This is a genomic window from Micrococcus sp. H39-S4, assembly GCF_027158145.1.
GTDB classification, from domain to species: domain Bacteria; phylum Actinomycetota; class Actinomycetes; order Actinomycetales; family Micrococcaceae; genus Micrococcus; species Micrococcus luteus.
On the sequence record NZ_JAPVLT010000002.1, the window covers coordinates 173,530 to 185,520 of the forward strand.

Below are 11,991 nucleotides of genomic sequence, written 5' to 3' on the forward strand. Positions count from 1 at the left end.
GGGTCACTCGTCTCCGGCGGAGACCATCACCTGGGCGGCGCGCAGCACGCGGCCGTCCCGGACGTAGCCGTTGCGGAAGACCTGGACCACGTGGTCCGCGGGCACCTCCGCGTGCGGCTGGCGCATCACGGCCTCGTGCAGGGCCGGGTCGAACTCGACGCCGGCCAGCGCCGCCTGGTCGTGGCGCTCGAGGCCGAGGCCGGCCAGGACGGTGTCGAGCTTGGTCGCGATGGCGGCGAACGGGCCGTCCGTCAGGTCGCCGGCGGCGCGGGCGGCGTCGATGTCGTCGAGCACCGGCAGCAGCGCGGTGACGGCCTTGAGCACGCCGGCGTCCCTGGCCAGGTCGCGGTCGCGGTCCACGCGACGCTTGTAGTTCACGAACTCGGCCTGCAGACGTCGCAGGTCGGTCTCGAGCTCGGCCTCGCGGTCCGAGGCCGCGGGCTGCGGCGCCTCGGTCCCGGCCTCCGCGCCGGCCTCGTCGAGGATGCGCTCGGCCTGGGCGAGGGCGTCGCCGTCCTCGGCCTGCTCGGCCGCGCTCTCGGCGGAGACGCGGGGCTCACCGGTCTCGGGGTCGATGCGGCGACGGTCGTTGAACACGATGGGCTCCTCCTCGGAGCCGCGCTCGGCGTCGGAGGAGCCGTGCGGACGCTGCTGGTCGGCGCTCATGGTGTGTCCTTTCGAAGCGGGTGGGCGCGGCGGGTCCGCCGCGCGGGGGTGGTGCGGGAAGGGCCGCGGGGGGGGGGGGCCCGGCAGGGGCGCTGCCGGGCCGGCCCGCCGGCGTCGTGGGCCTCCGGGCGGGGCGGGCGTGGACGCCCGCCCCGGCCCCGGGGTGTCAGGCCTTCTTCTCGTCGTCCTCGTCGACCACCTCGGCGTCGACGATGTCCTCATCGTCGCCCTGCGGGGCGGCGGACTCGGCGCCGGCGTCGGCCGACTCCGCGCCCTGCTGGGCGTAGAGGGCCTCGCCGATCTTGACCTGGGAGGCCTGGAGCTTCTCGAACGCGGCGGCGACCTCGTCATCGTTGTCCTGCTTCTCCAGGGCGGCCTTCAGGGCGTCGACGTCGGCCTGCACCTCGGTCTTGACGTCCTCGGGCAGCTTGTCGCCGTTGTCCTGCAGGAGCCTCTCAACGGAGTAGGCGGACTGCTCCGCCTGGTTGCGGCGGTCGGCGGCCTCGCGGCGCTTCTTGTCCTCGTCCGCGTGGGCCTCGGCGTCCTTGACCATGCGGTCGATGTCCTCCTGGGACAGCGAGGAGCCGCCCGTGATGGTCATCGACTGCTCGGTGCCGGTGCCCTTGTCCTTCGCGGAGACGTGCACGATGCCGTTCGCGTCGATGTCGAACGTGACCTCGATCTGGGGCATGCCGCGCGGGGCCGGGGCGATGCCGGTCAGCTCGAAGGTCCCCAGCGCCTTGTTGTCCCGGGTGAACTCGCGCTCGCCCTGGAAGACCTGGATGGACACGGAGGGCTGGTTGTCCTCGGCCGTGGTGAACGTCTCGGAGCGCTTGGTCGGGATGGCCGTGTTGCGCTCGATGAGCTTGGCCATCACGCCGCCCTTGGTCTCGATGCCCAGCGACAGCGGGGTCACGTCGATCAGGAGCACGTCCTTGCGCTCACCGGCGAGCACGCCCGCCTGCACCGCCGCGCCGATGGCGACGACCTCGTCCGGGTTCACGCCCTTGTTGGGCTCCTTGCCGCCGGTCAGCTCCTTCACGAGCTCGGACACGGCGGGCATGCGGGTGGAGCCGCCGACGAGGATCACATGGTCGATGTCGGAGACCTTGACGCCGGCCTCCTTGATGACGTCCTCGAACGGCTTGCGGGTGCGCTCGAGCAGGTCCTTGGTGAGGTCCTCGAACTTGGCGCGGGAGAGGTGCTCGTCCAGGTGCACCGGGCCCTCGGGGGTCACGGACAGGTACTGCAGCGAGATGCTGGTGGAGGTGGCCGAGGAGAGCTCCTTCTTGGCCTGCTCCGCCGCCTCCTTCAGGCGCTGCAGGGCGATCTTGTCCTTGGACAGGTCCGCGCCCTTGGACTTGGCCTGCTGGAGCAGCCAGTCCACGATCCGCTGGTCCCAGTCGTCGCCGCCGAGGCGGTTGTCGCCGGCGGTGGCGCGCACCTGGATGGTGGCGAAGTCGTCCTCGTCCTTGGCGACCTCGAGCAGGGACACGTCGAAGGTGCCGCCGCCCAGGTCGAAGACCAGGATGAGCTCGTCCTCCTTGCCCTTCTCCAGGCCGTAGGCCAGCGCGGCCGCGGTGGGCTCGTTGATGATGCGCTTGACGTTCAGGCCCGCGATCTCGCCGGCCTCCTTGGTGGCCTGGCGCTCGGCGTCGTTGAAGTAGGCGGGCACGGTGATCACCGCGTCGGTGACCTTCTCGCCCAGGTACTCCTCGGCGTCGTGCTTGAGCTTCATCAGCGTGCGGGCCGAGATCTCCTGCGGGGTGTACTTCTTGCCGTCCACCTCGGTGGTCCAGTCGGTGCCCATGTGGCGCTTGACGGACGCGTAGGTGCGCTCGGGGTTGTTGACGGCCTGGCGCTTGGCGACCTCGCCGACCAGGACGTCCCCGCCCTTGGAGAACGCGACGACGGACGGGGTGGTGCGGGCGCCCTCGGCGTTCGCGATGACGACCGGGTCGCCGCCCTCGAGGACGGCGACGACGGAGTTGGTGGTGCCGAGGTCGATGCCGACTGCACGGGACATGGTGGGGTCCTTCCTGTCTGACGGTGAAGCGGGGGCCGGACCCGCGGGCCGGGGGCACCGACGCCACAGGGACTTGAGCCTTCATGACTCAGGTTGCCACCGGGTCGGTGGACTGTCAAGTGAACCTGAGTCGACTTCACTCACTTCTGCTTCTGCGGGGGTCAACGCGGGCCGTCCGCGATCCATTCCCGGCGCCGCGGATCCGCTCCGGACCCGCCCGCGCACGCCGCTCAGACCTGGAAACACGACGACCTCACGCGGTTGGATGGCGGATCACGGGGCGTCGCCGACGGCGCGCCCACCCCAACGGAGAAGGAGCACCACCATGGCCGAGAAGAACGCCGCCGAGTACACCGTCCCGGGCCTGTCGCTGAGCACGGGCCGACGCACCGCCGAGATCCTCCAGGGCCGTCTGCACGCCCTCAACGACCTGCAGCTCACCCTGAAGCACGCCCACTGGAACGTGGTGGGCCCCGGCTTCATCGGCGTGCACGAGATGCTCGACCCCCAGATCGAGCTGGTCCGCGGGATGGTGGACGTCCTCGCGGAGCGCATCGCCACCCTGGGCGTCTCCCCCGCCGGCACCCCGGGCGCACTCGTGGCCGCCCGCGCGTGGGACGACTACACGCTGGGCCGCGCGTCGACCCTGGAGCACCTGGCCGCGCTGGACCTCGTCTACGACGGCGTCGTGACGGACCACCGCGCCGCGATCGACGCCACCGAGGACCTCGACCCGGTCACGCAGGACATCCTCATCGACCAGGTGGCCCAGCTCGAGCTGTTCCAGTGGTTCATGCGCTCGTTCCTGACCACCGACGACGGCCGGCTGAGCAGCGCAGGCACCACCACCGAGGCCGCCGCCGCGGGCCGCGTGAAGGGCGCCCAGTCCGCGCCCGCCCCGAAGGCCGGGCGCACGAAGAAGTCGGACGCGAAGAAGTCCAAGAAGAAGTGACCGCGCGCCCCTGAGGCGCCCGTGCACCGGAGGGGCCCGACCGCACTGACGGTCGGGCCCCTCCCTCCTGCGCGGTTCAGTCGACCTTCGCCGGCCACCACACCTTCGGGCCGATGTCCCGCACGAGCGCCGGGATCAGCAGGGAGCGCACGATCAGCGTATCGAGCAGCACGCCGAACGCGACGATGAACGCCAACTGCACCATGAACATCAGCGGGATCACCGCGAGCGCGGCGAAGGTGGCCGCCAGCACGACGCCGGCCGAGGTGATGACCCCGCCCGTGACGGTGAGGGCGCGCAGCACGCCCGCCCGCGTGCCGTGCCGCGGCGTCTCCTCCCGCGCCCGGGTCATCAGGAAGATCGTGTAGTCGATCCCGAGCGCCACGAGGAAGACGAAGCCGTACAGCGGCACGGTGGGGTCGGCGTCCTCGAAGCCGAACACGTGCCGGAACACGAGGGCCGAGACGCCCAGGGCCGCGCCGAAGCTGACCACGGTGGCCGCCACGAGCAGCACGGGTGCCAGGAGCGAGCGCAGCAGCACCGCGAGGATGACCAGCAGCATCGCGAGGATCAGCGGGATGACGACCCGCAGGTCGCGCTGCGTGGTGACGTTCGTGTCCAGCGCCTGGGCCGCCGGGCCGCCCACGAGGATCTCGCCCGTGGCCGGGAGGTCCGCGAGCCGGTCGCGCAGGCGGGCCACGGTCTGCTGCGCGGCAAGGGACTCGCCCGGGTCCGCCAGGGTGGCCGAGACCAGCACGCGGCCGTCCACCACGCGGGGCTGCGGCTCCGGCGCGGACGCGGCGCCCGCCCCGCCCTCCGCGTCGGTCACGCCCGGGGGTGGGCCCGCGGCGGCCTCGGGGGCGTCCGTGGTGACCTCGGCCTCGGCCACGCCGGGGTCCTCCGCGACGGCGGCGAGCACCGCCTCCGCGTCCCCGGCCGGGGCGAGGATCTGGGCGGGGGCGCCCGCGCCGGCGTCGAAGTGCTCGCTCAGCAGGGCCTGGGCCTGCCGGGCGTCGGAGTCGCCGAGCAGCACGTCCTCCTGGGCGACGCCGTCCGCGCGCAGCTGCAGCAGACCGCCGCAGAGGGCGAGGAGCACGACCGTCGTGGCGACCCAGACGAGACGGGGCCGGCGCGCGACGACGGCGCCCACCCGCGTCCACACCCCGTGGTCCTCCTCGAGGCCGGCGACGGGTCGGCCCGCGCCGTCGAGCGGCGGGGTGAAGGCCCGGCCCCGGGCGGCTCTGCGCTGCGCGCGACGGCGAGCGCGCTCGGGGGACGGGATCGTGGGCCAGAAGGCGGCACGCCCGGTCAGCCGCAGCAGCGCCGGCAGCAGGGTCAGGGCGGCGAGCCACGCGAACGCCACACCCGTGGCGGCCACGGGGCCGAGGGAGCGCGTCGAGTTGAGGTCCGAGGCCATCAGGATCAGCAGGGCGAGGGCCACGGTCGAGGCGGACGCGGTGATCGCGCCGAAGGACCCGCGCACGGCGGCCCGCAGCGCCTCCCCGACGTCCGCCCGGACCAGCAGCTCCTCGCGGTGCCGGGCCACGAGCAGGAGGCAGTAGTCGGTGGCCGCGCCGATCACGAGGATCGAGAGGATGCCCTGGGCCTGGCCGTTGAGCTGGATCCAGCCCGCCAGTGCCATCCCGTAGACGGCCACGATCGCGCCGCAGAGCGCGGCCACGGCCGTCAGGAGCACGAGGACCGGCAGCAGGACGGAGCGGTAGACCGCCACGAGGATCACGAACACCACCGCGAGCGCCACGAGCAGCAGCAGCCCGTCGATGCCCGCGAACGCGCCGCCCAGCTCCGCGACCAGGCCCGCCGGACCGCCCACGTGCCACTCGGTGTCCGCGGCCACGGTGCCGGCGAGGGCGGGGTCGGCGGCCGCCGGGTCCGCCACGACCTCCCGCAGGTCGGCCACCACGTCGGCCACGGGCCGCTCGGCCCCGGCCGAGGAGTCGACGAAGGCCAGGAACTGCACCGCCGCGCCGTCGTCGGAGGGGATCGGGCCGGCGACGTCGGTCACGCCCGGCACCTCGCCCAACCGGCCCGCGAGGTCCGCGAGCGCGGGGAAGGCGGCCGCGGGGTCCGCGGTGCTCGCCGGGCCCACGACGACGGCGGGCACGGCCTCGCCGTCCTGGAACGCCGCCGCCTCCTGTCCCGCGCGGGTGGACTCGGCCGACGCCGGCAGGAAGGTGGCCTGGTCGTTCGAGGAGACGTCGCCGATCCTGCCGAACACGGGGCCGCCCAGGCCGAGCACGGCGAACCAGACCACGGCCAGCGCCGCGGCCAGGCCCAGCCGCAGCCCCCGAGGGGGACGCCCCGTGGCGGCGGGGGTGCGGAAGGCGGAGAGGTCGGGCGGGGTGGGCATGCCCCGAGCGTAGGGGATGGTTCGATGATCAAACAACCATGGGGGCTGGCTAGACTCCCGGCCATGACCACGCAGCCCCCCTCCGCCCCCGCGGAGCACCTCGCCGTGGTCCACGCCCTGCGCGTCTTCAGCGAGAGCGCGGAGCACGCCGTCGACGAGGCCGGCCGCGGCGTCGGCCTGCACCGCACGGACCTCAGAGCCCTCGCGTACCTGATGGCCCGCGCGGCGGCCGGTGAGCCCGTCACGGCCTCGGACCTCGGCGCCCACCTGCACCTCACCCGGGCCTCGGCCACCGCCCTCGTGGACCGCCTGGCCGCCGCGGGCCACGTCCGCCGCCACCGGGACGAGGGCGACCGGCGGCGCGTGCTGGTGGAGCACACGGACACGGCCCGCCGCGACGGACAGCGCGCGTTCGAACCGATGTCCCAGCGGCTGAGCGCCGCCCTCGAGGGGTTCTCCGCCGCGGAGCTGCGGGCCGCGGTGCGGGTGCTCGAGGCGGCCACCGCCGCACTGACGGACCCCGCCCCGGAGGACCCGTGACCCGACCGGCGCTCATCGGCCTGGACGGCCGCTCGGGGTCGGGCAAGACCGTCCTCGCCGCCGCGCTCGCGGCCCGGATCGCGCCGTTCGCGCGCGTCGAGGTGATCGAGATCGAGTCCATGTACCGGGGCTGGGACGGGCTGGCCGCCGCGGTGGACGACGACGGCCCCTACCCGGGCGTCGTGCGCGCGCTGCGGGAGCGGGGCACGGCGACCTGGACCACGTGGGACTGGCACCGCGCCGCCCCCGGCCCGCCGCGGCGGACCGCGCCGGCCGACGTCGTGGTGTGCGAGGGCGTGGGTGCGCTCAGCACCGCCGCCCGACCGCTGCTCGACCTGGCGGTGTGGCTCGAGCTCGAGACCCCCGCGCGACGCACGCGGGCGCTGGCCCGGGACGGTGAGACCTTCGCCCCGCACTGGGACCGCTGGGCCGCACAGGAGGAGGACTACCTGGCCCGGCACGCCCCGCGCGCCGCGGCGGACCTGATCCTGCGTCTGCCCTCCGCCTGACGGCGGCGGTGCCCGGGGCCGGGGGCGTCGGGGTCTGCGTGCGGGCCGGTCGGGCGCCCGCGCTGGGACCGGAGCGGTTCGCTCCGCTTAGGTGTAGCATCGGAGGCGGCGCGCCGCGTCCGGCCGCGTCCCACCCCAGCGCACGGAGACCTCCCCTTCCCATGGCTACACTGCTCTACCGTCTCGGCCTCGGCGCCGCCCGCCGCCCCCTCCTCGTGATCCTCGCCTGGGTGCTCGCCCTGGCCCTCGCCGTCGGCGGGTTCCTCGCCTTCGGCGGCACGCTCTCCTCCACCGTCACCATCCCCGGCACGCCCACCGCCCAGGTCACGGACCGCCTCAAGGAGGAGTTCCCCGAGGCCTCCCGCGGCAGGGGCCAGGTCGTGTTCACCACCGAGGACGGCTCCCCCCTGACCGACGCCCAGCGCGAGCAGATCACCGCCCTGTTGGACGACGTCGCCGAGCAGCCGGCCGTGGAGGGCGTCGTGAACCCGTTCGAGGCCCAGGCCCAGCAGGACGACGCCCGCACCCGGCTGGACGAGGGCCGCACCGAGCTGGCCGACGGCGAGCAGCGCCTCGCGGACGGACGCCAGGAGATCGAGGACGGCCGGGCCGAGCTCGAGCGTCGCACGGCCGAGGCCGACGCGGCCGAGCAGCGCCTGGCCGAGGCCGCCGCCCAGCTGGAGGAGGGGCAGGCGAAGCTCGACGCCGCGCGCGCCGACCTCGAGGAGCGTGGCCTGGACGCCCTGCCGGCCGAGGCCCTGGCCCCGCTCCGGGAGGCCGAGCAGCAGGTGGCCGAAGGCCAGGAGCAGCTCGACGCCGGCCGCGCCGAGCTCGAGGAGCAGGCGGAGCGCCTCGAGGCCGGGCAGGCCAAGCTCGACGCACAGCGTCAGGAGCTCGAGGCCGCGCAGGCCGAGCTCGACGCCCGGTGGGCCGAGCTCGAGGCCGGGCAGGCCGAGCTCGACGCCCGGGCCGAGCAGCTGGCCGCGGGCCGCGCCGAGCTCGAGCAGGCCCGGGACGCCGCACTGGCCGAGGCCGAGGCCGCCGGCATCCCGGCGGAGCAGGTCACCGAGCAGTTCGCCGACCAGGAGGCGCAGCTCGCCGCCGCCGAGGCACAGCTGGCGGCCGGTCAGGACCAGGCCGACGCCGCCCGCGCCCAGCTGGAGGCCGCCCAGGCCGAGGCCGACGCGGGCGCCGAACAGCTCGCGGCCGCCCAGGCCGAGGCCGACGACGGCGCCGCCCGACTCGCCGCCGGCCGGCAGCAGCTGCAGGAGTCCGAGGCCGAGCTCGAGGCCGGCCGCGAGCAGGTGGCCGCGGGACGGCAGCAGGCCCTGGACGCGGCCGAGGCCGAGCTCGACGCGCAGCAGCAGAAGATCGACGAGGGCCGGGCCGAGTACGAGCGCGGCGTCGCCGAGCTCGAGGACGGCCGGGCCCAGCTGGCCGCCGGCGCGGAGCGCCTGGACCAGGCCGAGGCGGACCTCGCCGACGGCCGCGCCGAGCTGGAGGACGGCCGCGTCGAGGCCGAGCGCGGCGAGCGCACCCTGGCCCTCGCGGAGGACTTCCGCACCGTGTCCGAGGACGGCAGCACCGCCGTCGGGATCGTCACCTTCACCACGCCGACCCTGGACGTCACCGCCGAGGACAAGGAGGCGGTCACCGGCGCCCTCACCGGCGCGGACATCGACGGCGTCGCCGTGCATCCCTCCCAGGAGCTCAACGCCACCGCGCTCTCCCTGCTCGGCCCGGGCGAGGTCGTGGGCCTCGTGGTCGCCGCGATCGTGCTGGTGGTCATGCTCGGCACCCTCGTGGGCGCGGGTCTGCCGCTGGTCAACGCGCTGGTGGGCGTGGGCGTGGGCGCCGCCGGGGCGCTCGCGTTCTCCTCCGCCGTGGAGATGATCTCCGTGACCCCGGTGCTCGGGGTGATGCTGGGCCTGGCCGTGGGCATCGACTACGCGCTGTTCATCGTCAACCGGCACCGCCAGGAGCTGCGTCGCGGCACGGGCCTGCACGAGTCGATCGCGCTGGCCAACGGCACCTCCGGCAACGCCGTGGTGTTTGCCGGCATCACCGTGATCGTCGCCCTCGTGGGCCTGAACGTCACCGGCATCCCGTTCCTGGGCCTGATGGGCACCGTGGGCGCGGTCTGCGTGGCCGTGGCCGTGCTGGTGGCCGTCACCCTGACCCCGGCCCTGCTCTCCCTGGCCGGGATGCGGATCCTCTCGAAGAAGGAGCGGGCCCGCCTCGCCGACGAGGGTCCCGCCTCCGTCGCCGAGGGCTCCGCCGCCGTGCGCCGCGCCGGGCGCCGCTCGACCATGTCCACCCCGGCCGCGATCGCCTCGGCCCTGGCGGCCGTCGCCCTGCTGGTGCTCGTGGCCCTGCCGGTCGGCTCGATGCGCCTGGGCCTGCCGGACGGCGGGTCCGAGCCGGAGGGCTCCGACTCGCAGGTTGCGTACGAGCTCACCGCCGAGAAGTTCGGCGAGGGCTACAACGGCCCGCTCGTGGTGACCGTGGACCTGCCCGCCGGCCTGGACGAGGACGCGGCCGAGGACGCCCGCCTGGCGGTGGGCGAGCAGCTCGCCGGCCTCGAGCACGCGCACGCCGTGGTGCCCGCGGGCTTCAACGAGGACCGCACCGTCACCATGTTCCAGGTGCTGCCCGAGGAGGGCCCGAACGCCGTCTCCACCGAGGAGCTGGTGCGCGACCTGCGCGCCACCGAGCCGGCCGGCGAGGCCTCCAACCTCGGCGTGGCCGGCATGACCAGCGGGTTCATCGACGTCTCGGAGAAGCTCTCCGACGCCCTGCCCCTCTACCTGGGCGTGGTGGTGGGCCTGTCCCTGCTGATCATGGTGCTGGTGTTCCGCTCGATCCTGGTGCCGCTGATCGCCACCGGCGGGTTCGTGCTCTCCATGTTCGCCGCCATGGGCGGCGTGGTGGCCATCTACCAGTGGGGCTGGCTCGGCTCGGTGTTCGGGGTCCACAACCCCGGCCCCGTGCTCAGCTTCCTGCCGACCATCATGATCGGCGTGCTGTTCGGCCTGGCCATGGACTACCAGCTGTTCATCGCCTCCGGCATGCGCGAGGCCTACGCCCACGGCCTGCCCGCCCGCCAGGCCGTGCTGACCGGCCTGCGCTCGGGCCGGGCCGTCGTGATCGCCGCGGCGATCATCATGATCTCCGTGTTCGGCGGGTTCATCTTCGCCCACGACGCGATGATCCGCCCGATGGGCTTCGGCCTGGCCTTCGGCGTGCTGCTGGACGCGTTCGTGGTGCGCCTGCTCCTGATGCCGGCGCTGATGCACCTGCTCGGCGAGAAGGCGTGGTGGCTGCCGCGCTGGCTCGACCGGATCATGCCGGACGTGGACGTGGAGGGCGCCCAGCTCGAGCGCGCCCACGCCCCGGCGCAGCCCTCCGTCCCCGCCCCGGACGGCGGCGCCCACCGGGCCTGACCGCCCCCGACTGATGCCCGCCCCCGGCCCCGATCGGCCGGGGGCGGGCGTCTATCCTGGGCGGATGCGTCCCACCGCCTTCTCCCCCGCCGCCGGCTCGCCCGTCCTCGTCCTGCTCGAGACGGACGCGGACGGCGCCCCCGCCCCGCGGCTCGCGGACCCGGCCGTCCCGCACCTGAGCGTCACGGACCAGGGGGTCACGCGCGGCGACGGCATCTTCGAGACGGCGCTCGCCGTCGCCGACGGGCTCGGGACCCTGCGCATGCGCAAGCTCGGAGCCCACCTCGGCCGGCTGGCCGCGTCCGCCGCCGCCCTGCAGCTGGCCGCCCCCGAGGCGGCGGCGTGGGAGGCCGCCGTCGCGCTCGGCCTGCGGGCGTTCACCGAGGCCAACGACGTCGCGCCCGGGGACCGTCTCGCCGTGCGCCTGACCGTCACCCGCGGCCCGGACGCGGCTCCCGGCGCGGTGCCCACGCCCACCGCGTGGGCGCTGCTGAGCCCGGCCCCGGCGATCCAGGACGAGGAGCGGCAGCGGGGGCTGCGGGTGCTGCTGCTGGACCGCGGCATCGACTCGCAGGCCCCCGAGCGCTCCCCGTGGCTGCTCACCGGCGCGAAGACCCTCTCCTACGCCGTGAACATGGCCGCCCTGCGCTACGCCCGCGCGCACGGCGCCGACGACGTCGTCTTCACCAGCGCGGACGGCTACCTGCTCGAGGGCCCCACCTCCACGGTGCTGATCGTGCGCACCGGGGAGGACGGCGTCCGCCGCCTCCTCACCCCGCTGCGCCAGAAGGGCATCCTCGCCGGCACGTCGCAGGCCGTGATCTTCGCGGCCGCCCACGCGGACGGCTGGGAGCTCGGCTACGGCCCGCTCGTCCCGGCGGACCTCCAGGGCGCCGAGGGCGTCTGGCTCGTCTCCTCGGTGCGCGGCGTCCTGCCGGTGCGCGCCGTCGACGGCGTCGAGATCCCCGTGGACCACGAGCTCACCGGCATGCTGCAGGCCCATCTGGACGCCGACGGCGACCCCGGCCGGCACGTCAGCGGCGACCCGGTGCCCACCGCGGGCTAGGCTGGGGACCGGCCCGTCCGGCGTCGTCGGCCGCGGCCGCAACCGCACGTGAGATCCCCGACCACGGAAGGCGCACCATGAACACGCTCGCCCAGAAGGCCCTGTCCGCCGGCATCACGCTGGTCGGCGGCATCGTCGGCTCCCGCGTGGTGGCGGGCGGCTGGCGGCTCGTCACCGGCCACAGCGCCCCGAACGACGCGGCCGACGAGACGCTGCCCCTCATCGAGGCCCTGTCCTTCGCGTTCATCTCCGCGGGCGTCGCGGCGCTGCTGAAGGTCGCCGGCCAGCGCGGCGCCGGCGCCGCGATCCGCAAGGTGTCCGAGTCCACCGCGCACCGCGTGGACCACGAGGTCTGAGCCGCCCCGCCACCACCACGACGACGGCCGCCGCCCGGAGGGATCCGGACGGCGGCCGTCGT

The 11,991-nt window shown here is 74.9% G+C and carries 9 protein-coding genes; 6 read left to right on the forward strand and 3 right to left on the reverse strand.

From position 1 onward, the window contains the following. Window positions 1-3: 3 nt before the first annotated feature. On the reverse strand, window positions 4-666 hold the full coding sequence (locus O3T09_RS02825; RefSeq protein ID WP_036383663.1) for a nucleotide exchange factor GrpE: 663 nt from the start codon (window positions 664-666) through the stop codon (window positions 4-6). Window positions 667-832: 166 nt separating this feature from the next. Next, the gene (dnaK, locus tag O3T09_RS02830) at window positions 833-2,692 is read right to left on the reverse strand and encodes a molecular chaperone DnaK (protein WP_041104534.1); all 1,860 of its coding nucleotides are present in this window, start codon (window positions 2,690-2,692) and stop codon (window positions 833-835) included. A gap of 325 nt (window positions 2,693-3,017) precedes the next feature. On the opposite strand from dnaK, the gene O3T09_RS02835 reads away from it, so the two are divergent. Beyond that, window positions 3,018-3,644: a Dps family protein gene (locus O3T09_RS02835; protein WP_036317229.1), complete on the forward strand. Its 627-nt coding sequence runs from the start codon at window positions 3,018-3,020 to the stop codon at window positions 3,642-3,644. A gap of 76 nt (window positions 3,645-3,720) precedes the next feature. Here the strand turns inward: O3T09_RS02835 and O3T09_RS02840 are convergent, their stop codons facing one another. Next, the gene (locus O3T09_RS02840) at window positions 3,721-6,015 is read right to left on the reverse strand and encodes an MMPL family transporter (protein ID WP_036317226.1); all 2,295 of its coding nucleotides are present in this window, start codon (window positions 6,013-6,015) and stop codon (window positions 3,721-3,723) included. Window positions 6,016-6,078: 63 nt separating this feature from the next. Between O3T09_RS02840 and O3T09_RS02845 the strand changes: the two genes are divergently transcribed. The 5 genes from O3T09_RS02845 (at window position 6,079) to O3T09_RS02865 (ending at window position 11,929) form a co-directional block, all read left to right on the forward strand. Next, on the forward strand, window positions 6,079-6,555 hold the full coding sequence (locus O3T09_RS02845; RefSeq protein ID WP_036317223.1) for a MarR family winged helix-turn-helix transcriptional regulator: 477 nt from the start codon (window positions 6,079-6,081) through the stop codon (window positions 6,553-6,555). Next, window positions 6,552-7,064: a para-aminobenzoate synthase component I gene (locus O3T09_RS02850; protein ID WP_036317220.1), complete on the forward strand. Its 513-nt coding sequence runs from the start codon at window positions 6,552-6,554 to the stop codon at window positions 7,062-7,064. Before O3T09_RS02845 ends, O3T09_RS02850 begins: the two co-directional genes overlap by 4 nt. 161 nt (window positions 7,065-7,225) lie before the next feature. Continuing rightward, on the forward strand, window positions 7,226-10,507 hold the full coding sequence (locus tag O3T09_RS02855; protein WP_095353950.1) for an MMPL family transporter: 3,282 nt from the start codon (window positions 7,226-7,228) through the stop codon (window positions 10,505-10,507). 64 nt (window positions 10,508-10,571) lie between these two features. Further along, window positions 10,572-11,573 carry an aminotransferase class IV gene (locus O3T09_RS02860; RefSeq protein WP_036383651.1) on the forward strand — a complete coding sequence of 334 codons (1,002 nt, stop codon included), beginning with the start codon at window positions 10,572-10,574 and terminating at the stop codon, window positions 11,571-11,573. Between the two features lie 77 nt (window positions 11,574-11,650). Continuing rightward, window positions 11,651-11,929 carry a DUF4235 domain-containing protein gene (locus O3T09_RS02865; RefSeq protein ID WP_036383649.1) on the forward strand — a complete coding sequence of 93 codons (279 nt, stop codon included), beginning with the start codon at window positions 11,651-11,653 and terminating at the stop codon, window positions 11,927-11,929. The last annotated feature ends 62 nt before the right edge of the window (window positions 11,930-11,991 follow it).

Coding starts and splice junctions, on each gene's coding strand:
- O3T09_RS02825 (WP_036383663.1), bottom strand. CDS start 666: ATGAGCGCCGACCAGCAGCGTCCGCACGGCTCCTCCGACGCCGAGCGC.
- O3T09_RS02860 (WP_036383651.1), top strand. CDS start 10,572: ATGCGTCCCACCGCCTTCTCCCCCGCCGCCGGCTCGCCCGTCCTCGTC.
- O3T09_RS02845 (WP_036317223.1), top strand. CDS start 6,079: ATGACCACGCAGCCCCCCTCCGCCCCCGCGGAGCACCTCGCCGTGGTC.
- O3T09_RS02840 (WP_036317226.1), bottom strand. CDS start 6,015: ATGCCCACCCCGCCCGACCTCTCCGCCTTCCGCACCCCCGCCGCCACG.
- O3T09_RS02855 (WP_095353950.1), top strand. CDS start 7,226: ATGGCTACACTGCTCTACCGTCTCGGCCTCGGCGCCGCCCGCCGCCCC.
- O3T09_RS02865 (WP_036383649.1), top strand. CDS start 11,651: ATGAACACGCTCGCCCAGAAGGCCCTGTCCGCCGGCATCACGCTGGTC.
- O3T09_RS02835 (WP_036317229.1), top strand. CDS start 3,018: ATGGCCGAGAAGAACGCCGCCGAGTACACCGTCCCGGGCCTGTCGCTG.
- dnaK (WP_041104534.1), bottom strand. CDS start 2,692: ATGTCCCGTGCAGTCGGCATCGACCTCGGCACCACCAACTCCGTCGTC.